This is a genomic window from Variovorax sp. J2L1-78, assembly GCF_030317205.1.
GTDB lineage: Bacteria > Pseudomonadota > Gammaproteobacteria > Burkholderiales > Burkholderiaceae_C > Variovorax > Variovorax arabinosiphilus.
Genome location: NZ_JASZYB010000002.1, coordinates 908218 through 929129 on the forward strand (window position 1 = coordinate 908218; position 20912 = coordinate 929129).

A 20912-nucleotide genomic window follows, 5' to 3' on the forward strand; every position below is an offset into this window, starting at 1 on the left:
CTTGCGCACGTCCCCCCGCTGTCCCGTCCACGAGAGCCCGCCATGTCCAACGAAAGCCGCATCCGCCTGCCCGAACTGTTGAGCCGCGTCACCAGCGCGGACGCCGCCGCTGAATGCATCCGCGACGGCATGGTCGTCGGCATGAGCGGTTTCACGCGGGCCGGCGACGCCAAGGCCGTGCCGCTGGCCCTGGCCGAGCGTGCCCGGCGCGAGCCGCTGAAGATCACGCTGATGACCGGCGCCTCGCTGGGCAGCGACATCGACCGCACCCTGGCCGAGGCCGGCGCCATTGCCCGGCGCATGCCCTTCCAGGCCGACCCGACGCTGCGTGCCGCCATCAACCGCGGCGAGGTGATGTTCATCGACCATCACCTGTCGGAGACGGTCGAGCTGCTGCGCACCCGGCAGATCCCGCCCATCGACATCGCCGTGATCGAGGCGGTGGCCATCACCGAGAGCGGTGCCATCGTGCCGACCACCTCCATCGGCAACAGCGCGAGCTTCGCGATCCTGGCGGACAAGGTGATCGTCGAGATCAACATGACGCAGTCGGCCGCGCTCGAAGGCCTGCACGACATCTTCATTCCCAAGCACCGCCCGCAGCGCGAACCGATGCCGCTCATGACGCCGTACGACCGCATCGGCACCACCGCCATCGAGATTCCGCCGGAGAAGATCGTCGCCATCGTCATCACCGACAAGGCCGACAGCACCTCGACCGTGCTGCCCGCGGATGCCGAGACGGCGGCGATCGCCGGTCATCTGGTCGAGTTCTTCCAGCGCGAGGTCGCGCAGGGCCGGCTCACCGAACGGCTGCTGCCGCTGCAGGCGGGCATCGGTACCGTCGCCAATGCCGTGATGTCGGGGCTGGGCGCCGGCCCGTTTCGGCACCTGAGCATGTACTCGGAGGTGCTGCAGGACTCGACCTTCGACCTGTTCGATGCCGGCAAGCTCGACTTCGCGTCGGGCTCGTCGATCACGCTTTCGCCGGCGCGTGCCGCGCAGGTCTTCGGCCACCTCGATGCCTACAAGGATCGGCTGGTGCTGCGCACGCAGGAGGTCAGCAACCACCCCGAGATCATCCGCCGGCTCGGCATCATCGCGCTCAACACGGCGCTCGAGGCCGACATCTACGGCAACGTCAATTCGACGCACGTGCTGGGCACGCACATGATGAACGGCATCGGCGGCTCGGGCGACTTCGCGCGCAACGCCTACCTGTCGATCTTCGCGACCAAGTCGGTGGCCAAGGGCGGCGCGGTGTCGAGCATCGTGCCGATGGTGTCGCACGTGGACCATATCCCGCAGGACGTGGACATCCTGGTCACCGAAGTCGGTCTGGCCGACCTGCGCGGCCTGGCGCCGCGCGAACGGGCGCGCGCGATCATCGAGAACTGCACCGCTCAGCCCTACCGCGACATGCTGCGTACGTACTACGAAGAAGCCATCGCCACGCGCGGCGGGCAGACGCCGCATGTGCTGGAGAAGGCGCTGTCGTGGCATGTGCGCTACCGCGACACGGGCAGCATGCTCGGCTGACGCTCCGCCTCGGGCACCCCCGGACGCGACCGGTCGCGGGCCCGGAATTTGCATCACGCACGGAAATGACCAAAAGTTTTCTTTGCGCAGGTATATTTGTAATGAAATTTACTTTTATGCCCGCAAAGCGGGCATCCGCCCCGGCATGACCCCGCCTCCCTCCCCCGCCAGCAGCACCACGGTGGCGCAACGCATCGCGCAGGAACTGCCGCGCCTGACGCGTTCGCACCGGCAGGTCGCCGACTACGTGCTCACGCATCCGCTGCAGGTCGCCACGCTGCCGATCGACGAGCTGGCGGTGGCGGCGGGCGTGTCGGTGGCGACGGCCAACCGCTTCGCACGGGCGCTGGGCTACGAGGGCTACGCCAGCTTCCGGGCCGAGCTGGTGCGAGGCTTCGAGCCGCTGATCGCGCCGGTCGAGCAACTGCGCGGCAACCTGGCCCAGCCATCGACCGTCGCGGAGGTGTTCGCGACCGCGCTGGAAGAAAGCCACCGCAACATCGAGGCGACCCGTCGCACGCTGGACTACGGCGCCTGCGAGCGGGCGGTGCAGCACATCCTCGACGCCCGGACGGTCTACATCGCCGGCTTCGGCGCCAGCGCCTGGCTTGCGGGGCTGCTGCACCACGGTCTCGACGCCTACTGCGCCGACTTGCGCCTGCTGCCAACCCCCAGCGGCGTGACGCACGGCGCCCGCTCGGTCGCGCGCGGCACCTCGCGCGACCTGCTGGTGGCCATCGGCTTCCCGCGCTACCTGACCGACACCGTCACACTGGCCGGCATCGCGCGAGCCCACGGCGTGCGGGTGCTGGTGCTGACCGACCGGCCCAGTTCCCCCTTGGCGCCGCTGGCCGACGTGGTCCTGTATGCGCAGACCGAAACCCGTTACCGTCCCAACTGCGAGACCAGTGCGCTGGCCGTGATCGAGGCGTTGAGCAGTGCGGTCGCCCTGCGCACGCCGGGCGCCTTCCAGCTGGCCGGCAGCGTGATGGAGTCGGTCGTGCCCTGGCTGCACGGCGCGCAGGCCCTGCGCGCAGCGGCCGCCCATAAGAACGAGACATCATGAACACCACTCCCGTCATTGCCATCCATGGCGGCGCCGGCACCATCGCCGCCGTGGCGGCCGACGCCGCCAGCGCCCAGCCCTACCGCGAGGCGCTGCACGCCATCGTCGCCGCCGCCCAGGCCGCGCTGCTGCGCGGCGCACCGGCGCTCGACGCCGTCTGTCTGGCCGTCGAGATGCTGGAAGACTGCCCGCTGTTCAACGCCGGCCATGGCGCGGTCTTCACGCACGACGAAACGCACGAACTCGACGCGGCGGTGATGAGCGGTGCCGACCTGCGCGCCGGCGCCATCGCGGGCGTGAGCCACATCCGCCGCCCGGTGCGCGCCGCGCGTGCGGTGATGGAAGACGGCGCCCACGTCCTGCTGGCCGGCGCGGGTGCCGAGGCCTTCGCGCGGGCACGCGGCCTGGAGATGGTCGATCCGAGCTACTTCTCGACCGAGGCGCGCCGCCAGCAGCTGCACCATGCCCGCGCCGGCGACCGCGTCTCGCTCGACCACGACGGTGCGCCACTGGCCGAAGGCAGCAAGTTCGGCACCGTCGGCGCGGTCGCGCTCGATGTGCACGGTCACCTGGCCGCGGCCACGTCGACCGGCGGCATGACCAACAAGCGCGTCGGCCGCATCGGCGATTCGCCGCTGATCGGCGCCGGCACCTACGCCGACGACGCCACGGCAGCGGTGTCGTGCACCGGCAGCGGCGAGATGTTCATGCGCGTCGTCGCAGCCTACGATGTCTGCGCGCGCATGCGCTATGCCGGCCAGACCCTGCAGGAAGCGACCGACACGGTCGTCCTGCAGGTCTTGCCGAAGATCGATGGCCGCGGTGGCCTGATCGCGGTCGACCGCTTCGGCAACGTCTGCCTCCCCTTCAACACCGAGGGCATGTACCGCGCGCATGCCCGTGGCGCCGAAGCGCCCCACACTGCCATCCACCGTTGAAACGGGTCGCCATGTCTGCCGTCCTTACCGCACCACCGCCCGCTGTATCCGCTTCCGCGCCGACCCTGCCCGACAGCCAGGTGCTGGCGGTCGACGACCTCACCGTCCGCTTCTCGACCTCGGAGCGCGTGGTGGACGCGGTGCGCCACTTGTCCTTCCACGTCGAACGTGGCGAGACGCTGGCCATCGTCGGCGAATCGGGATCGGGCAAGTCGGTGACCTCGCTCGCACTGATGCGGTTGGTGGAATACGGCGGCGGCCGGATCATCAACGGCCGCATGGCCTTCCGCCGCCGCAACGGCCAGGTGCTCGACCTGGCGCGCGCGCCCGACGCCACGATGCGCGGCATCCGAGGCGCCGACATCGCGATGATCTTCCAGGAGCCGATGACCTCGCTGAACCCGGTGTTCACCGCCGGCGACCAGATCGCCGAGGCCATCGCGATCCATCAGGCCAAGGACCGCACCGCGGCACGCGCCGAGGCGCTGCGCATGCTCGAACTCGTGCGCATCCCCGAGGCGAAGAACGTGCTCGACCGCTTCCCGCACCAGCTCTCGGGCGGCATGCGCCAGCGCGTGATGATCGCGATGGCGCTGTCGTGCAAGCCGTCGCTGCTGATCGCCGACGAGCCCACCACCGCGCTCGACGTGACCATCCAGGCGCAGATCCTCCAGCTCATCCGCGAGCTGCAGACCGAGATGCAGATGGGCGTGCTCTTCATCACGCACGACATGGGCGTGGTGGCCGAGGTGGCCGACCGCGTGCTCGTGATGTACCGCGGCGACAAGGTCGAGGCCGGCCCGTCGGAAGCCGTCTTCGCCCAGCCGCGCCACGCCTACACGCGCGCCCTGTTGTCGGCCGTGCCGCAGCTCGGCGCGATGCGCGGCACCGACCTGCCGGCCAAGTTCGAGCTGCTGCGGGTCGATGGCGACGCGGCACCGGTAGCCACCGTGCCGCAGGACACGGTGCGCGCCGACCAGCCGCCCATCCTGCGCGTGAAGGACCTGGTCACGCGCTTCGACCTGCGCAGCGGCCTCCTCGGCCGCGTCACGCGCCGCGTGCATGCGGTGGAGAAGCTCAGCTTCGACCTGCATGCGGGCGAGACGCTGGCGCTGGTCGGCGAATCGGGCTGCGGCAAATCGACCACCGGACGCTCGCTGCTGCGCCTGGTCGAGAGCCAGCGCGGCGCCATCGAGTTCAACGGCCGCAACATCCTCGAGCTGCCCAAGAAGGACGTGCAGGCCCTGCGCCGCGACATCCAGTTCATCTTCCAGGACCCGTTCGCCTCGCTCGACCCGCGCGTGACGGTGGGCTACTCGATCATGGAGCCGCTGCTGGTGCACGGCATCGCCAGCGGCGACGAGGCGCAGGCGCGCGTGCGCTGGCTGCTCGAGAAGGTCGGGCTGCCGGCCGACCATGCGCAGCGTTATCCGCACGAGTTCTCCGGCGGCCAGCGGCAGCGCATCGCCATTGCCCGCGCGCTCGCGCTCAACCCCAAGGTCGTGGTGGCCGACGAATCGGTGTCGGCGCTGGACGTCTCGATCCAGGCGCAGATCGTCAACCTGCTGCTCGACCTGCAGCGCGAGCTGGGCGTGGCCTTCCTCTTCATCTCGCACGACATGGCCGTGGTCGAGCGCGTGAGCCACCGCGTGGCCGTGATGTACCTCGGTCAGATCGTCGAGATCGGCCCGCGCCGCGCGATCTTCGAGAACCCGCAGCACGCCTACACCAAGCGCCTGATGGCCGCGGTGCCGGTGGCCGACCCGACGCGGCGCCACATCGGCCGCACGCTGCAGAAGGGCGAGATCCCGAGCCCGGTGCATCCGGTGGGCTACGAGCCCGACGTGCAGCCGCTGGTCGAGGTCGGCCCCGGCCACTTCGTCGCGCTGCATCCGGTCGTCTGAACCGTCCCCCTTTCCTTTTTCTGATCCCTACCCCAACCGACTTCAAAGGAGTCTTCGCCATGTTCAACAAACGCCTTTCCCGCATCGCAGGCGCGCTGGCCCTGGCCGGCGTCGCACTGTCCGCCCACGCCGCCAAGGACATCGTGGTCGCGGTGCAGTCGAACTTCACGACGACCGACCCGTACGACGCGAACGACACGCTGTCGCAGGCCGTCGCCAAGTCCTTCTACCAAGGCCTCTACGGCTTCGACAAGGACATGAAGATGGTGCCGGTGCTCGCCACCGGCTACACGGTCAGCAAGGACGGCCTGGTCTATACGATCAAGCTGCGCAGCGGCGTCAAGTTCCATGACGGCACCGACTTCAACGCCGAAGCGGTGAAGGCCACCTTCGACCGCGTGACCAACGCCGACAACAAGCTCAAGCGCTACAACCTCTACAAGAACATCGCCAAGACCGAGGCGGTCGACGCGACCACGGTCAAGTTCACGCTCACCGAGCCCTTCTCGCCGTTCATGAACACGCTGGCGCATCCGTCGGCCGTGATCATCTCGCCGGCGGCGCTCGCCAAGTTCGGCAGCAAGGGCATCGCGCAGAACCCGGTCGGTACCGGCCCGTTCAAGTTCGTCGAATGGAAGTCGACCGACTACCTGAAGGTCGCCAAGTTCGACGGCTACTGGCGCAAGGGCTACCCGAAGGTCGACTCGATCACCTGGCGCCCCGTGGTGGACAACAACACGCGCGCCGCGATGATGCAGACCAACGAGGCGCACTTCGCCTTCCCGATGCCGCCCGAGGCGGCACAGAACCTGCAGGGCAAGCCCAGCCTGGAAGTCACGGCCGCGCCGTCGATCATCCAGCGCTACATCTCGTTCAACACGCAGCAGAAGCCCTTCGACAACCCGAAGGTGCGCGAAGCCATCAACTACGCGATCAACAAGGAAGCGCTGGTCAAGGTGGCCTTCTCGGGCTATGCGATCCCGGCCGAAGGCGTGCTGCCCAAGGGCGTCGACGGCGCGGTCAAGCTGGGCCCGTGGCCCTACAACCCGACCAAGGCAAAGGAACTGCTGAAGGAAGCCGGTTACCCCAACGGCTTCGAGAGCATCCTCTGGTCGGCCTACAACTACACGACCGCGCAGAAGGTGATCCAGTTCGTGCAGCAGCAACTGGGCCAGGTCGGCATCAAGGTGCAGGTGCAGGCGCTGGAAGCCGGCCAGCGCGTCGAACGCGTCGAAAGCGCGCAAGACCCGGCCACCGCACCGGTGCGCATGTACTACGTGGGCTGGTCGTCGTCGACCGGTGAAGCCGACTGGGCGCTGCGTCCGCTGCTGGCGTCGGAATCGTTCCCGCCGAAGCTCTTCAACACCGCGTACTACAAGAACGACGACGTCGACGCCGGCATCAAAAAGGCACTGGTCACGACCGACCCGGTCGCCAAGGCCAAGGTCTATGCCGACGTGCAGCAACGCATCTGGAAGGACGCACCCTGGGCCTTCCTGGTGACGGAGCAATTGCTGTCGGTGCGCGCGCGCAACCTGGCCGGCTTCTACGTCATTCCCGATGGCAGCTTCAACTTCGACGACGTCGAACTGAAGTAAACGCGTCCACGCAGTTTCCGCGACGATGACTTCCTACATCCTCAAGCGCCTGCTGGGTCTGCTGCCGACGCTCCTCATCGTCGCGGTGCTGGTGTTCCTGTTCGTCCACATGCTGCCGGGCGATCCGGCGCGGCTCGCGGCGGGCGTCGACGCCAGCCCCGAGACGGTCGAACTGGTGCGCCAGGACCTGGGGCTCGACAAGCCCATGCCCCAGCAGTTCCTCAACTTCTTCGTGAACATCGTGCAGGGCGATTTCGGCCATTCGCTGCGCTCCAAGCGCCCGGTGTCGACCGAGATCGCCGAGCGCTTCATGCCGACGCTGATGCTCACCATCACCAGCATGGTCTGGGCGGTGATCTTCGGCATGGTCATCGGCATCGTCTCGGCCGTGTACCGAAACCAATGGCCCGACCGCATCGGCATGACGCTGGCGGTCTCGGGCATCTCCTTTCCCGCCTTTGCGCTGGGCATGCTGCTGATGCAGGTGTTCTCGGTGCAGCTGGGCTGGCTGCCCACCGTCGGTGCCGATTCGTGGCGCCACTACATCCTGCCCTCGCTCACGCTGGGGGCTGCCGTCGCGGCCGTGATGGCGCGCTTCACGCGCTCATCCTTCATCGAGGTGATCCAGGAAGACTTCGTGCGCACCGCGCGCGCCAAGGGCGTGTCCGAAAAGTGGGTGGTGCTCAAGCACTGCCTGCGCAATGCGCTGATTCCTGTGGTGACCATGATGGGCCTGCAGTTCGGCTTCCTGCTGGGCGGCTCGATCGTGGTCGAGGCCGTCTTCAACTGGCCGGGGCTGGGCCGCCTGCTGGTCGACGCGATCGAGATGCGCGACTACCCCATCATCCAGACGCTGGTGCTGCTCTTCTCGCTCGAGTTCATCCTGATCAACCTCGTGGTCGACGTGCTGTATGGCTTTATCAACCCGACCATCCGCTACAAGTGAAGCCACGACCATGACGACTTCTTCCACGGTCGCTGCAGACAACACGGTGCGCACGCCCTGGCGCGAGTTCTGGCGCAAGTTCCGCATGCAGCACGTCGCCTTCGGCGCGCTGATCTTCGTGGTGCTGCTGGTGGGGGTCGCGGTGCTCGCGCCATGGATCGCGCCCTACGACGCCGAGAACTTCTTCGACTACGACCGCATCAACCAGGGCCCGTCGCTGGTGCACTGGTTCGGCGTCGACCCGCTGGGCCGCGACATCTTCAGCCGCATCCTGATGGGCACGCGCATCTCGCTGGCGGCCGGCTTCTTCTCGGTGGTGCTGGGTGCCATCATCGGTACCGTGTTCGGCCTCCTGGCCGGCTACTACGGCGGCTGGTGGGACCGCATCGTCATGCGCATCTCCGACGTGCTCTTCGCCTTCCCGGGCGTGCTGCTCGCGCTGGGCGTGGTGGCGATTCTCGGCAGCGGCATGGTCAACGTGGTGATCGCGGTGTCGGTCTTCAGCGTGCCGGCCTTCGCGCGCCTGGTGCGCGGCAACACGCTGGTGCTGAAGAACCTGACCTACATCGAGGCCACGCAGAGCATCGGCGCGAGCGACCGGACCATCCTGCTGCGGCACATCCTGCCGGGCACCATCTCGGCCATCGTCGTGTACTTCACGATGCGGCTGGGCACCTCGATCATCACGGCGGCGAGCCTGTCCTTCCTCGGCCTCGGCGCGCAGCCGCCGACGCCCGAGTGGGGCGCGATGCTCAACGAGGCGCGTGCCGACATGGTCAACGCACCACATGTGGCGCTGTTCCCGTCGTTCGCGATCTTCTTCACGGTGCTGGCCTTCAACCTGCTGGGCGACGGTCTGCGCGACGCGCTCGATCCGAAGATCGATCGGCTGTAGCCATGGCCCTCCCGGTCCCGCGCATCGGCCTCCTGCCTTCGGGTGCGCGCGATGCGATCACCGATGTGGAGGGCGTGACCGTCGGCCATGCGACGCTCGACGAGGGTGAGGTGCAGACGGGCGTGACCGTGGTGCGCCCGCATGGCGGTGACCCCTACCGGCAGCGCGTGCCGGCCGGCTTCGCGGTGCTCAACGGTTTCGGCAAGAGCGTGGGGCTGGTGCAGGTCGAGGAACTCGGCGTGCTCGAAACGCCGATTGCGCTGACCAACACCTTCTCGGTGCCCGCCGTGGCGGCAGCACAGATCCGCCACTGCGTCGCAGTAAACCCTGAATGCGGCCGCACGCTGCCGACGGTGAACCCGCTCGTCTTCGAATGCAACGACGGCTACCTCAACGACATCCAGCGCATGGCGGTGACCGAGGCCGACTACCTGCGAGCCTGGTCTGGCGCGGGCAAGGTCTTCGCGCAAGGCGCGATCGGCGCAGGGCGCGGCATGTCCAGCTTCGGCCTCAAAGGCGGCGTGGGCAGTGCCTCGCGGTGCTTGACGATCGGCGCAACCCCCTTCACCGTGGGCGCGCTGGTGCTGGCGAACTACGGCCGGCCCGAACAACTGGCGGTGGCCGGCGACGCGTGGGGCCCGCGCCTTGCGGACGCCCTCGGCGCGCTGGACGCCGGCCCCGAGAAGGGCTCGATCATCATGCTGCTCGCCACCGATGCGCCGCTCGATGCGCGCCAGCTGCGCCGCCTCGCGTTGCGCGCCGGGGCGGGGCTCGCACGCACCGGCTCGGTCTTCGGCCACGGCAGCGGCGACATCGCGCTGGCCTTCTCGACCGCCTACACGCTGCCGCAGCGCGCCGACGCGCCCATGCCCGCGGTCGCGCTGCTGCACGATGCGCTGCTCGACCCGCTCTTCCAGGCCGCGGCCGACAGCACCGAACAGGCGATCCTGCATGCGCTGTGGCGCGCCCAAACCGTCACCGGCCGCGACGGCCATGTGCGGCGCGCGCTGCGCGATGTGCTGCCGCTTCCCACGAACTGACCCTATGAAAATCCTGATCTCTACCGACATCGAAGGCGTGGCCGGCGTCTACCACCCGCAGCAGACGCGCGCAGGCAACGGCGAGTACGAACGTGCCCGCCGCTGGATGACCGAGGAGGCCAACGCCGCCATCGCCGGCGCCTTCGACGGTGGTGCGACCGAGGTCTACGTGAACGACTCGCACGGCGACTTCCGCAACCTGCTGCCCGACCTGCTCGACCCGCGCGCCCAGGCGATCCAGGGCAAGCCGCGCTACCTCAGCATGGTGGCGGGCGTCGAGCTGGGCATGGACGGCGTCTGCATGGTGGGCTACCACGCGCGCGCGCAAGGTGCCGGCATCCTGGCCCACACCATCAACAGCTTTGCCTTCGCGGCCATCGAGTTCGACGGCCAGCCGATGAGCGAGGCCGGCCTCTACGGGGCGCTGGCGGGCGCGTACGGTGCGCCGGTGCTGATGGCGAGCGGCGACGACCTGTTCATCGAAGAAACGCGTCCGCTGTTTCCGTGGGTGACCTTCGTGCAGACCAAGCGTGCGACGGGGCAGACCAGCGGCATCTCGTTGTCACCGGCGCAGTCGTGTGCAGCGATCCGTGCGGGCGTGGTCGCCGCGATCGCAGCGCGCGGGGCCGTCAAGCCGCTCGTGTGGCCGACGCCGCTGCGCGTGACGCTGCGCACGCAGACACCGGCGCTGGCCGACCTGTTCTGCCAGTGGCCCACCTTCGAGCGCGTCACGCCGGTCGAACTGCGCTTCGGCGCGCCTTCGGTCGAGGCGGCGGTACGAATGCTCAATTGCTGCTCTGCGATGTCGGCCATGCTGCGGTAGCCCCACGCGAATGGCATGATCCGGACCCATATCGGGGCCGCCACGCATGCGGGCCCTGGCCAACAGGGAGGACTGTCATGCCATCGAATTCCACCACCGCGCCGTCCATCGCGCGCACCGGGCTGAAAGCCGGTGCCGCTTTTGCCGTCTCGGTCATCCAGGGCCTCGTGCTCGCCTTCGTGCTGGGCGGCGGTGTGTTCGCGTTCTACGTCACGCAACTGAGCGGACCGGGCGCGCCTGCTGCGCGCGCGGGTGGCGCCGGTGCCACGCTGGCGCTGCTCGTGTCGCCCACCTTGCTGGTGGCCACGCTGCTGCTCTTCTTCATGCCGCTTTACGTGATGGTCGGCGTCGCGCACGGTCGTCGCAAAGCCTTGCACAAGGTGGCGGCCGACCACGGCGATGCGATGTCGCAGCGGCTGGCCATCGCGATCGCCAGCCGCATCGAAGCGATGCCGCGCACGCACGGTGCGCTCCAACGCACCGCCGATTGGCTGTCGGTCGACCAGCTCTGCAGTCAGGTGGCGCCGATGCTTGGCAAAGGCCGTGCGGTCCGCGCCGTGATCGCGTTCGTGCTGAAGCGTTTGCCTCTGTCCGAGATGTTGGCCGAGTGGCAGCAGGCGCGCGCCGACATGCCCGACCAGCCCACGCCGCCCGGCGTCGACAAGCCGACGGATCCGGCGCTGCGCGAACTGCTCACACGCCGCATTGCCGAGACGCTGAACGACCTGGGCGCGCCCTCGCGCACGCCGCTCTATATCGCCTTCGCAGCGCATGCCGCGCTGCTCGGCATCGGTCTCTGGCTGGTGTGGTGAGTCGACTGAACTGAACGAGGGGCTCAGAGCCCGAGCATCAGCTTCAGGTTCTGCACCGCCGCGCCGCTGGCGCCCTTGCCCAGGTTGTCGAGCCGAGCGATCACCACGGCATGGCGATGGTCCTCGTTCGGGAACACCCGCAGCTCGAGCTGGTTGGTGTCGTTCAGCGCCGTGGGCTCGAGCTTGCCGTCCGGCGTGGGCGGCAGCACCGTGACGAACTTGTCCGGCGTGTTGCTCTGCGCATAGTGCGCAGCCAGCACGTCGTGCAGGTCGCCGGCCTTGGGCTTGCCCGGCAGGTCGTCGAGATGCAGCGGCAACTGCACCAGCATGCCTTGCTTGAAGTTGCCCACCGACGGGATGAAGATCGGCCGGCGCGTGAGACCGGTGAACTTCATGATCTCCGGGATGTGCTTGTGCTTGAGCCCGAGCGCGTACGTTTCGTAGGGTGGCGCTTCACCCTTCTCGTAAGCCTCGATCATGGTGCGGCCGCCGCCCGAATAGCCACTGACCGAGGGCAGGGCGATCGGGAAATCCTTGGGCAGCAAGCCGGCATCGACCAGGGGGCGAACGATGGCGATGGCGCCGGTGGCGTAGCAGCCGGGGTTGCCCACGCGCTGGGCCTTCGCGACCGCCTGCCAGTGGCCTTCGACCAGCTCGGGGAAGCCGAAGACCCAGTCGGGGTGGGTGCGGTGCGCCGTCGAGGCGTCGATGATCTTGGGCTTCTTGCCCGGCAGCTGGTCGATGAGCGCGACGGATTCGATGGCCGCGTCGTCGTGCAGGCAGAGGATGACGAGGTCGACACCGGCCATCAGGTCACGCTTGGCGTTCGCGTCTTTTCGCAGCGCGGGCGCGATGCTGACGAGTTCGATCTGGGGCATCTTCGCGAGACGCTCGCGAATCTGCAGGCCGGTGGTGCCGGCTTCGCCGTCGATGAAGACCTTGGCCATGGTGTTTTTACCGATTGAGGGCTACGTGATGACCGCAGGCGCACGCGCGCCGTTGGTGCGGCGCACCATGATACAGTCGCCTGTTGTTCCCGCCCCCGCCCTCCGGTGCGCCGTGGCCCGTGAACAACAGCCAAATCCCTCTCCTGTTTTCAACCTCCGTTCCGAGAGACACCTCATGAAGATTCACGAGTACCAAGGCAAGGAAATTCTTGCCAAGTTCGGCGTGCCCGTGCCGCGCGGCATTCCGGCATACACGGTCCAGGAGGCGGTCGAGGCCGCCCAGAAACTTGGCGGCCCCGTGTGGGTGGTCAAGGCCCAGATCCACGCGGGCGGCCGCGGCAAGGGCGGCGGCGTCAAGGTCGCCAAGAGCATCGAAGACGTGAAGAAGCTCGCCGGCGAGATCCTCGGCATGCAGCTCGTCACGCACCAGACCGGCCCCGACGGCCAGAAGGTCCGTCGCCTGTACATCGAAGACGGCGCCGACATCAACAAGGAATACTACATTTCCGCCGTGACCGACCGCGCGACCCAGAAGGTCGCGTTCATCGCGTCGAGCGAAGGCGGCATGGACATCGAGGAAGTGGCGCATTCGTCGCCCGAGAAGATCATCACGGTCTTCGCCGACCCGCTGCTGGGCCTGACCGACGCGCAAGCCAAGGAAATTTCCGACGGCATCGGCATGCCGGCCGATTCGACCGCGCAGACGGTCGACATCCTCAAGAAGCTCTACACCTGCTACATGGAGACGGATGCCTCGCTGGTCGAGATCAACCCGCTCAACCGTGACAGCAAGGGCAACGTGATGGCCCTGGACGCGAAGTTCAACTTCGACCCGAACGCGCTGTTCCGCCACCCCGAGATCGTCGCCCTGCGCGACCTCGACGAAGAAGACCCGGCCGAAGTCGAAGCCTCGAAGTTCGACCTCGCCTACATCTCGCTCGACGGCAACATCGGCTGCCTGGTGAACGGCGCCGGCCTGGCCATGGCCACCATGGACACCATCAAGCTGTTCGGCGGCGAGCCGGCCAACTTCCTGGACGTGGGCGGCGGTGCCACCCCCGAGAAGGTGACCGAAGCCTTCAAGATCATGCTCAAGAACAAGAACGTCAAGGGCATCCTGGTCAACATCTTCGGCGGCATCATGAAGTGCGACACCATCGCCACCGGCGTGATCGCAGCCTGCAAGGCCGTGAACCTCTCCGTGCCGCTGGTCGTGCGCATGAAGGGCACGAACGAAGTCGAAGGCAAGAAGATGCTGGCCGATTCGGGCCTGCCCATCATCAGCGCCGACACGATGGCCGACGCGGCCCAAAAAGTGGTTGCGGCAGTCGCCAAGTAAGGAACAAGTCATGTCGATCTACATCAACAAAGACACCAAGGTCATCACCCAAGGCATCACCGGCAAGACCGGGCAGTTCCACACGGAAAAGTGCCAGGAATACGCGAACGGCAAGAACGCCTTCGTCGCCGGCGTGAACCCGAAGAAGGCCGGCGAGTCGATCTTCGGCATTCCAATTTTCGGCTCGGTCAAGGAAGCCGCCTCGCAGACCGGCGCGACCGTGTCGGTGATCTACGTGCCGCCTCCGGGCGCCGCGGCCGCCATCTGGGAAGCCGTCGAAGCCGACCTGGACATGGCGATCTGCATCACCGAAGGCATTCCGGTCAAGGACATGCTCGAAGTGCGCAACAAGATGAAGGCCAAGGAAGCCGCCGGCGGCAAGAAAACGCTGCTGCTCGGCCCGAACTGCCCCGGCCTGATCACGCCCGACGAAATCAAGATCGGCATCATGCCCGGCCACATCCACCGCAAGGGTCGCATCGGCGTGGTCTCGCGCTCGGGCACGCTGACCTATGAAGCCGTGGCGCAACTGACCGAAATCGGCCTGGGCCAATCGTCGGCCGTGGGCATCGGCGGTGACCCGATCAATGGCCTGAAGCACATCGACGTGATGAAGGCCTTCAACGACGATCCGGACACCGACGCGGTCATCATGATCGGCGAAATCGGCGGCCCGGACGAAGCCGACGCGGCCCGCTGGTGCAAGCTGAACATGAAGAAGCCGGTCGTCGGCTTCATCGCCGGTGTCACGGCGCCTCCGGGCAAGCGCATGGGCCACGCCGGCGCGCTGATCTCGGGCGGTGCCGACACGGCCGATGCCAAGCTCGCCATCATGGAAGAGTCGGGCTTCACCGTGACGCGCAACTTCTCGGAACTGGCCAAGCTGCTCAAGGCCAAGCTGTAAGACTCGCGTCCCATCGCCACACACAAACGAAGAGCGCTCGCAATCCATATTGCGGGCGCTTTTTCTATACATAACAGTGGAATAGAGACATGGAACTCCTTCAAAGCGCCGACTTCTGGATCGGCCTGATCAAGATTGTCTGGATCAACATCATTCTTTCGGGCGACAACGCGGTGGTGATCGCGCTGGCCGCCCGCTCGCTGCCGCCCGCGCAGCAGAAAAAAGCCGTGCTCTTCGGCTCGGGTGCGGCCGTGGTGCTGCGCATCGTGCTGACCGTGGTGGCGGCCAAGCTGCTCGCGCTGCCCTTCCTGCAGGTCGTCGGCGGCCTGCTGCTGCTGTGGATCGGCCTGCAACTGCTGGGCGACGAGGAAGAGGGCGAAGGCGAGAGCAAGGAATACGGCAGCCTCATGGCCGCCGTTCGCACCATCCTGATCGCCGACCTGGTGATGAGCCTGGACAACGTGATCGCTGTGGCGGCCGCGGCACAAGGCGACACCACGCTGCTGATCCTGGGCCTGGCCATCAGCATTCCCTTGGTGATTTTCGGCAGCACGCTCATGATTAAGCTGATGGAACGTTTCCCCATCATCGTGATGCTCGGTGCGGCACTCATCGGCTGGGTCGGTGGCGAGACCATCGTCAGCGATGTCTTCCTGCGCGATGTGCTGGCCGCCAACCCGTGGCTCCACTATGCGGCGGCGGCTGCCGGCGCCGCTTTCGTGGTGTTCGTCGGGCGCTGGCTCGGGCGCCGCGCTGCCCACGGGCCTGCACACTGACGCACCGCCCGCGCCCCTTGTCGTAGCCCTTCATGAACCGCCCCGATCCCACTCCTTCGTCCCTCCAGGACAGCATCCGGTCATGGGATTTCGCGGCGCTCACCGACGCGGGCCGGGTGCGCACCAACAACGAGGACGCGATCGCCTTCGATGCCTCGCTCGGCCTGGCCATCCTGGCCGACGGCATGGGCGGCTACAACGGCGGCGAAGTGGCCAGCGGCATGGCGATCGCCCTGCTGCAGGCCAGCTTCGGGCGCTGGCTGGCGCATGCCGGCGTCGACGCGCACGTGCGCGCCATCAAGCGCGCCCTGCAGGCCGGCACGGACGAGGCCAACGCCGCGATCCTGGAAGCCGGCGTTGCAAACATGCAACTTCAGGGCATGGGCACGACGCTGGTGCTGGGCGCCTTCGGGCCGCAGCGGGTGGTGGTCGGCCACATCGGCGACTCGCGCTGCTACCGGCTGCGGGACGGTCGGCTCGACCTGCTGACCCGCGATCACTCGCTGCTGCAGGAGCAACTGGATGCCGGGCTCATCACGCTGGCGCAGGCGGCGCAGTCGCCACACCGCAATCTGGTGACCCGCGCGCTGGGCATCGAGCCCTCGGTCGACCTGGAGACGCACGACCACGAGGCCCAGGTTGGTGACCTGTACCTGCTGTGCTCCGATGGCCTGAGCGAGATGGTGAGCGACGGGGAGATTTGCACGCTTCTGTTACAAAACTGCGACTTATCGCAGAAAGCACTACTTTTGGTTGCAGCCGCGAACGACAATGGCGGCAGGGACAATATTTCGGTCGTCCTTGCTCGCGCAGCCGGTGAACAATCGGCGCCAAGCAGCCCGGGTTGAGAGGTCCAGGAATCCGACGTTCCGCAGGGCCCGCTGATACAAACACGCAGTTCAGGAGTCGGCCATGCCGAAAATGATCGTTTCGATCGATGGGGTTGTCATCAAAGAAGTGACGCTCGCGAAGGACCGGACCACGCTGGGCCGGCGGCCTTACAACGACATCGTGATCGACAATCTGGCGATCAGCGGCGAGCATGCCGTGCTGCACATGATCGGCGGCGACGTCTACCTTGAAGACCTCAACAGCACCAACGGCACGTATGTCAATGCCCGCGCCATCAAGAAGCAGGCGCTGGAGAACAACGACGTCATCGAGGTCGGCAAGTACAAGATCCGCTACCTGGCCGGCGGCGAGCCGGGCGCAGTCGCGAGCGGCCCGGTGCGCGTCGGCCCGCCCATCGTCTCCGGGCCCATTCCCCTGTCGAGCGCGCCCACCGTGTCGTCGCCGCTGGGCGGACCGGTCGCTGCAGCGGCCATCCGCGTGCTCTCCGGCGTCGGCGCCGGACGTGAAATGTCCCTGGAAAAAGTCGTCACCACCATCGGCAAGCCGGGTGTGGCGGTCGCTGCCGTCACGCGGCGCCTGCACGGCTATGTGGTCGCCCCGATCGACGGCGGCACCATGCTCAACGGCGAACTGCTGGGCAACGAGGCCGTCGCCCTGCAGGATGGCGACGTGCTCGAGCTGGGCGGCACGCGCATGCAGTTCGTCCACGCCTGAGGCGGCGCGGCTCCACCGAGATCGGCGCTGCGCGCCATGAAAGCGCTGCGCCAGCACTGGCTGCGGATCCTCATCACGCTGGTTCCCGTGGTCATGGCCCTGGCCCATGCGACGGGCGCGTGGCGTTCCCCCTTCGTCGAACCCTTCGACAACTTCATCTACGACGCGCGGCTGCGGCTCACCATGCCGCGCACGCTCGACCCCCGCATCGTCATCGTCGACATCGACGACCCGAGTCTCCAGCAACTGGGCCAGTGGCCGTGGAGCCGCGACAAGCTGGCGCGCCTGACCGAGGAACTCATGAGCCGGCAGCAGGCGGCGGTGCTCGGCTATGACGTGCTCTTCGTCGAAGCCGATGGCAGCTCCGGTCTCGCGACCCTTCGCGACTTGGCCGAGGGCGCGCTGAAGGACAACCCGGCCTTCACCGTGGCGCTGGAGCGCATTGCGCCGAGCCTCGACTACGACGTCACCTTCGCGCAGTCGCTGGCCGGGGAGCGCGTGTCGCTCGGCTATTACTTCACGCAGACGGCCACGCCGCATGCCAAGGGCATGCTCCCGCCACCGGTGCTATCGACCGAGGCCTTCCCGCGCGGTCAGGCCTACGCCACGCGCTGGAACGGTTTCGCCGGCAGCATCGCGCCGCTGGCCACCGCGGCGCCGGCCAGCGGCTTCATCAACGTGCTGATCGAATCCAGCGAAGACGGCGTGGTGCGCGCCGCGCCGTTGCTCGCGCGCTATGACGGCGACGCGGCGACGCCGGGCTTCTACGAGTCCCTGGCCCTGGCCGTCTATCGCCTGGCGAAGGGCACGCCGCCGGTCCGGCCGGCGTTCACGCCGAACGCCCTGCAGCACTCGCCGGTCCTGCTCGAGGCGGTGGTTCTGGGCGCGCCCGCAGCGCCGCAGTTGCGGGTGCCCGTCGACCAGAGCGCGAGTCTGCTCGTGCCCTACCGCGGACCCGGTGGTGCCCGCGGCGGCTCGTTCCGCTACGTGGCCGCGGCGGACGTGCTGGCCGGCAAGCTCGCGCCCGCCGAGTTCAAGGACAAGATCGTCCTGGTCGGGGCCACGGCGCCAGGCCTGCAGGATCTTCGCGCAACACCGGTAGGCGCCGCCTTCCCTGGCGTGGAAGTGCACGCCAACATCATTTCCGGACTGCTCGATGGCCGGTTGCCCTTCGTGCCGGACTACGCGCCTGGCTACGACGTGCTGGTGCTGCTTGTCGCCGGGCTCACGCTGGCTTTCGGCATGTCGATGCTGCCCGCCTCGCGCGCCGTGCTGCTGGGTGCGGCCGTGGCCACCGTGGTGGTCGGCCTGAACGCCGTGCTGTTCGCCAGCTTCGGGCTGGTGCTGCCCCTGGCGGTCGCGCTGATGATGATGGCCATGGCCTTCGTGCTCAACATGAGCTGGGGCTACTTCGTGGAAGCGCGCGCGCGGCGCGGCCTGGCGCGGCTCTTCGGCACCTATGTGCCGCCGCAGCTGGTCGACGAAATGCTCGCCCGCCCCGAGCGCTACAGCATGCGGGCCGAGAGCAAGGAACTCACGGTGATGTTCTGCGACATGCGCGGCTTCACGCAGCTGTCCGAGTCGATGGCGCCGACCGAGCTGCAGGCCTTTCTCAACGCCGTCTTCAGCCGGCTCACCGAGATCATCAACGTCCACCGCGGCACGGTCGACAAGTACATGGGCGATTGCGTCATGGCCTTCTGGGGCGCGCCGGTCGACACGCCGCACCATGCCACCCTGGCCGTCCAGGCGGCGATCGAGATGGTCGCGGCCGTGCAGGAAATCAACCTCACCCACCGCGGCACCGGCCGCCCCCAGATCAGCGTGGGCATCGGCCTGAACACCGGCGTCATGAGTGTCGGCGACATGGGCTCCGCCGTGCGCCGCAGCTACACGGTCGTCGGCGACGCCGTCAACCTGGCGGCGCGCCTCGAAAGCCTCAGCGGCCATTACGGCACGCAGATCCTGGTGGCCGAGACCACGCGGCAGGCCGTGCCTACCTATGTGTGGCAGGAACTCGACCGGGTCTACGTCCGCGGCAAGGCCCGCGCCGTGGCCATCTTCACGCCAGTCGGGCGTGGCGGCGACGTGGGCGTGGCCCAGCGGGCACAGCTCGAACGCTGGTCATTGGTGCTTTCGGCTTACCGCGCGCAGCAATGGGCGGAGGGGCGGACCCTGCTGGCCCCTTTGCTGGCCGCCGATACGAAAAAAGTCCTTTACCAGCTTTACGCCAAGCGTTTAGCCTCCATGGCATTGCAGCCCAAAGACCCGAACTGGGACGGCGCAATCCGCTTCGATACCAAGTAACCAAGGGTCTTACACAATGCAGGTGCGTGTGCTCGGCTGTTCTGGCGCCATCGCCAAAGACTGCCGCACGACATCCTTTCTGGTCGACGACGACCTCCTCATCGACGCCGGCACCGGCGTCGGCGACCTCACGCTCGAGCAGATGGCCGGCATCGACGACGTGCTGCTGACGCACTCGCACCTCGACCACATCGCGGCGCTGCCGCTCATGATCGACGCCATCGCCTCCCGCCGGGCACAGCCCCTGCGGGTGCATGCGCTGCGCGCCACCATCGAGGCGCTGCGCGCCCACGTCTTCAACAACGTCATCTGGCCCGATTTCGCCAGCATCCCCAGCCGCGAGGCGCCCTTCGTCAGCTTCCACGACATCGCCATCGGCCAGACCTTGCAGCTCGGCAGCCGCCGCCCCAAGGCCATCGAGGTGCTGCCGGCCGTGCATACTGTGCCCGCCTGCGGCTACGCCGTGCGCTGCGCCGCCAGCCAGGGCCCGCACTGGGTTTTCACCGGCGACACCGAGCGCAACCCACCCTTCTGGGACCGCGTGAACGCCCTCGACGTGGCCATCCTCGTCATCGAAACCGCCTTCAGCGACCGCGAGAAGGCCCTGGCCGAGCGCAGCCTGCACCTGTCGCCTGCCAGCCTGGTCGACGAACTGGCCCATATCGCCCCCGGCCGGCACTACCCGATCTACATCACCCACACCAAGCCGGCCGAAACCGGCGAAATCATGAGCCAGATCGACGCCATCACGGCCGACTGGCAAGCGCGCGGCGTGGCGCAGCACGACATCCGCTGGTTGCAGACCGCCAGCGTATTGACCGTCTGAGTCGGACGGCCCAGCCGAAGGGACCGTCATCGACACTTTCGGCAGGCGTGACAGGTTTTGTCAGGGCATGAAGCCTTGAAACAACGAAATATGTCACTTCGTGTAAGCAGAACGTGAAGAACTGCACGTGAGGGGGCGGTTGCTGGCCTTCAGAACCCTGGCACGGTAGCTGCGGAGAGAAGACCGCGCCGGGGGCAGCGACCCGGACCCCGTCAACCAACCTGGAGTAAGTAATGAACCGTCGTTCCATCGCACGCAACGTGCAAAAGGGTTTCACCCTGATCGAGTTGATGATCGTTGTGGCGATCATCGGTATCTTGGCTGCCGTGGCGCTGCCGGCTTACCAGGACTACATGGGCCGCGCGCGCGTGTCAGAAATCATGCTTGCCGCATCGTCTGCCCGCACCGCCGTGTCCGAGGCAGCGGCAAATCTGAACAAGTTGCCACCAGATGCAAGCGTTTCCGTTCAAACTCAGACGTCGGACTACGTGGCAAGCGTGGGGTATGCTGGCGGGGTGATTACCGCAACGTCGTCCGATAGCAGCAAGTTGCCCGCGACCGCGCGGAGCAAAACCATCACTTTGACAGGCCACTATAACGGCACTACGGGTCAAGTTACCTGGGTTTGCAACGGCAGCATCCCGGCCAAGTTCCGTCCGTCATCCTGCCAGAGCTAAGCGGCACCC

At 67.3% G+C, this 20912-nt stretch carries 19 protein-coding genes; 18 read left to right on the forward strand and 1 reads right to left on the reverse strand.

The genetic code is table 11. The annotated features are described in order from the left end of the window. Positions 1-42: 42 nt before the first annotated feature. From scpC to QTH86_RS18275, 10 genes are all read left to right on the forward strand, one after another. Entirely contained in the window at positions 43-1539 is a 1497-nt protein-coding gene (gene scpC / locus QTH86_RS18230) for a succinyl-CoA:acetate CoA-transferase ScpC (protein ID WP_286647608.1), read from the forward strand. Between the two features lie 145 nt (positions 1540-1684). Then, positions 1685-2605, forward strand: coding sequence for a MurR/RpiR family transcriptional regulator (locus QTH86_RS18235; protein ID WP_286647609.1), 921 nt, complete (start codon positions 1685-1687; stop codon positions 2603-2605). After that, positions 2602-3543 (forward strand): isoaspartyl peptidase/L-asparaginase family protein, encoded by a 942-nt coding sequence (locus QTH86_RS18240; protein WP_286647610.1) that lies wholly within the window; start codon positions 2602-2604, stop codon positions 3541-3543. Before QTH86_RS18235 ends, QTH86_RS18240 begins: the two co-directional genes overlap by 4 nt. 11 nt (positions 3544-3554) lie before the next feature. Continuing rightward, the gene (locus tag QTH86_RS18245; protein ID WP_286647611.1) at positions 3555-5447 is read left to right on the forward strand and encodes a dipeptide ABC transporter ATP-binding protein; all 1893 of its coding nucleotides are present in this window, start codon (positions 3555-3557) and stop codon (positions 5445-5447) included. Positions 5448-5506: 59 nt separating this feature from the next. Further along, entirely contained in the window at positions 5507-7045 is a 1539-nt protein-coding gene (gsiB, locus tag QTH86_RS18250) for a glutathione ABC transporter substrate-binding protein GsiB (protein ID WP_286647612.1), read from the forward strand. Positions 7046-7070: 25 nt separating this feature from the next. Continuing rightward, a complete protein-coding gene (gene gsiC / locus QTH86_RS18255; protein WP_286647613.1) occupies positions 7071-7991 on the forward strand; it encodes a glutathione ABC transporter permease GsiC in 921 nt (306 codons plus the stop codon). Positions 7992-8001: 10 nt separating this feature from the next. Then, positions 8002-8886, forward strand: coding sequence for a glutathione ABC transporter permease GsiD (gene gsiD, locus QTH86_RS18260; RefSeq protein ID WP_286647614.1), 885 nt, complete (start codon positions 8002-8004; stop codon positions 8884-8886). Positions 8887-8888: 2 nt separating this feature from the next. Beyond that, on the forward strand, positions 8889-9926 hold the full coding sequence (locus QTH86_RS18265; RefSeq protein WP_286647615.1) for a DmpA family aminopeptidase: 1038 nt from the start codon (positions 8889-8891) through the stop codon (positions 9924-9926). A 4-nt stretch (positions 9927-9930) separates the two neighbouring features. After that, entirely contained in the window at positions 9931-10749 is an 819-nt protein-coding gene (locus QTH86_RS18270; RefSeq protein ID WP_286647616.1) for a M55 family metallopeptidase, read from the forward strand. Positions 10750-10826: 77 nt separating this feature from the next. Next, positions 10827-11561 carry a hypothetical protein gene (locus QTH86_RS18275; protein WP_286647617.1) on the forward strand — a complete coding sequence of 245 codons (735 nt, stop codon included), beginning with the start codon at positions 10827-10829 and terminating at the stop codon, positions 11559-11561. Positions 11562-11584: 23 nt separating this feature from the next. Here QTH86_RS18275 and argC read toward each other — a convergent pair whose 3' ends face one another. Then, entirely contained in the window at positions 11585-12508 is a 924-nt protein-coding gene (argC, locus tag QTH86_RS18280) for an N-acetyl-gamma-glutamyl-phosphate reductase (RefSeq protein ID WP_286647618.1), read from the reverse strand. Between the two features lie 175 nt (positions 12509-12683). Between argC and sucC the strand changes: the two genes are divergently transcribed. The 8 genes from sucC (at position 12684) to QTH86_RS18320 (ending at position 20903) form a co-directional block, all read left to right on the forward strand. After that, entirely contained in the window at positions 12684-13847 is a 1164-nt protein-coding gene (gene sucC / locus QTH86_RS18285) for an ADP-forming succinate--CoA ligase subunit beta (RefSeq protein ID WP_286647619.1), read from the forward strand. 10 nt (positions 13848-13857) lie between these two features. Further along, positions 13858-14751 (forward strand): succinate--CoA ligase subunit alpha, encoded by an 894-nt coding sequence (gene sucD, locus QTH86_RS18290; RefSeq protein ID WP_286647620.1) that lies wholly within the window; start codon positions 13858-13860, stop codon positions 14749-14751. Between the two features lie 89 nt (positions 14752-14840). Continuing rightward, the gene (locus QTH86_RS18295; protein WP_286647621.1) at positions 14841-15527 is read left to right on the forward strand and encodes a TerC family protein; all 687 of its coding nucleotides are present in this window, start codon (positions 14841-14843) and stop codon (positions 15525-15527) included. A gap of 32 nt (positions 15528-15559) precedes the next feature. Then, positions 15560-16375: a Stp1/IreP family PP2C-type Ser/Thr phosphatase gene (locus QTH86_RS18300; RefSeq protein ID WP_286647622.1), complete on the forward strand. Its 816-nt coding sequence runs from the start codon at positions 15560-15562 to the stop codon at positions 16373-16375. 64 nt (positions 16376-16439) lie between these two features. Next, positions 16440-17093: an FHA domain-containing protein gene (locus QTH86_RS18305; RefSeq protein WP_286647623.1), complete on the forward strand. Its 654-nt coding sequence runs from the start codon at positions 16440-16442 to the stop codon at positions 17091-17093. 36 nt (positions 17094-17129) lie between these two features. Next, positions 17130-19400, forward strand: coding sequence for a CHASE2 domain-containing protein (locus tag QTH86_RS18310; protein ID WP_286647624.1), 2271 nt, complete (start codon positions 17130-17132; stop codon positions 19398-19400). Between the two features lie 16 nt (positions 19401-19416). Then, positions 19417-20226 (forward strand): 3',5'-cyclic-nucleotide phosphodiesterase, encoded by an 810-nt coding sequence (locus QTH86_RS18315; RefSeq protein ID WP_286647625.1) that lies wholly within the window; start codon positions 19417-19419, stop codon positions 20224-20226. Positions 20227-20459: 233 nt separating this feature from the next. Continuing rightward, the gene (locus QTH86_RS18320) at positions 20460-20903 is read left to right on the forward strand and encodes a pilin (protein ID WP_286647626.1); all 444 of its coding nucleotides are present in this window, start codon (positions 20460-20462) and stop codon (positions 20901-20903) included. The last annotated feature ends 9 nt before the right edge of the window (positions 20904-20912 follow it).

What these genes read in the sequence shown, in the direction of transcription:
- QTH86_RS18235 (WP_286647609.1), top strand. Translation starts at nt 1,685, where the DNA reads ATGACCCCGCCTCCCTCCCCCGCCAGCAGCACCACGGTGGCGCAACGC.
- gsiB (WP_286647612.1), top strand. Translation starts at nt 5,507, where the DNA reads ATGTTCAACAAACGCCTTTCCCGCATCGCAGGCGCGCTGGCCCTGGCC.
- QTH86_RS18305 (WP_286647623.1), top strand. Translation starts at nt 16,440, where the DNA reads ATGCCGAAAATGATCGTTTCGATCGATGGGGTTGTCATCAAAGAAGTG.
- QTH86_RS18275 (WP_286647617.1), top strand. Translation starts at nt 10,827, where the DNA reads ATGCCATCGAATTCCACCACCGCGCCGTCCATCGCGCGCACCGGGCTG.
- scpC (WP_286647608.1), top strand. Translation starts at nt 43, where the DNA reads ATGTCCAACGAAAGCCGCATCCGCCTGCCCGAACTGTTGAGCCGCGTC.
- QTH86_RS18270 (WP_286647616.1), top strand. Translation starts at nt 9,931, where the DNA reads ATGAAAATCCTGATCTCTACCGACATCGAAGGCGTGGCCGGCGTCTAC.
- sucD (WP_286647620.1), top strand. Translation starts at nt 13,858, where the DNA reads ATGTCGATCTACATCAACAAAGACACCAAGGTCATCACCCAAGGCATC.
- QTH86_RS18265 (WP_286647615.1), top strand. Translation starts at nt 8,889, where the DNA reads ATGGCCCTCCCGGTCCCGCGCATCGGCCTCCTGCCTTCGGGTGCGCGC.
- sucC (WP_286647619.1), top strand. Translation starts at nt 12,684, where the DNA reads ATGAAGATTCACGAGTACCAAGGCAAGGAAATTCTTGCCAAGTTCGGC.
- QTH86_RS18240 (WP_286647610.1), top strand. Translation starts at nt 2,602, where the DNA reads ATGAACACCACTCCCGTCATTGCCATCCATGGCGGCGCCGGCACCATC.
- QTH86_RS18295 (WP_286647621.1), top strand. Translation starts at nt 14,841, where the DNA reads ATGGAACTCCTTCAAAGCGCCGACTTCTGGATCGGCCTGATCAAGATT.
- QTH86_RS18315 (WP_286647625.1), top strand. Translation starts at nt 19,417, where the DNA reads ATGCAGGTGCGTGTGCTCGGCTGTTCTGGCGCCATCGCCAAAGACTGC.
- QTH86_RS18245 (WP_286647611.1), top strand. Translation starts at nt 3,555, where the DNA reads ATGTCTGCCGTCCTTACCGCACCACCGCCCGCTGTATCCGCTTCCGCG.
- QTH86_RS18300 (WP_286647622.1), top strand. Translation starts at nt 15,560, where the DNA reads ATGAACCGCCCCGATCCCACTCCTTCGTCCCTCCAGGACAGCATCCGG.
- QTH86_RS18310 (WP_286647624.1), top strand. Translation starts at nt 17,130, where the DNA reads ATGAAAGCGCTGCGCCAGCACTGGCTGCGGATCCTCATCACGCTGGTT.
- argC (WP_286647618.1), bottom strand. Translation starts at nt 12,508, where the DNA reads ATGGCCAAGGTCTTCATCGACGGCGAAGCCGGCACCACCGGCCTGCAG.
- gsiC (WP_286647613.1), top strand. Translation starts at nt 7,071, where the DNA reads ATGACTTCCTACATCCTCAAGCGCCTGCTGGGTCTGCTGCCGACGCTC.
- QTH86_RS18320 (WP_286647626.1), top strand. Translation starts at nt 20,460, where the DNA reads ATGAACCGTCGTTCCATCGCACGCAACGTGCAAAAGGGTTTCACCCTG.
- gsiD (WP_286647614.1), top strand. Translation starts at nt 8,002, where the DNA reads ATGACGACTTCTTCCACGGTCGCTGCAGACAACACGGTGCGCACGCCC.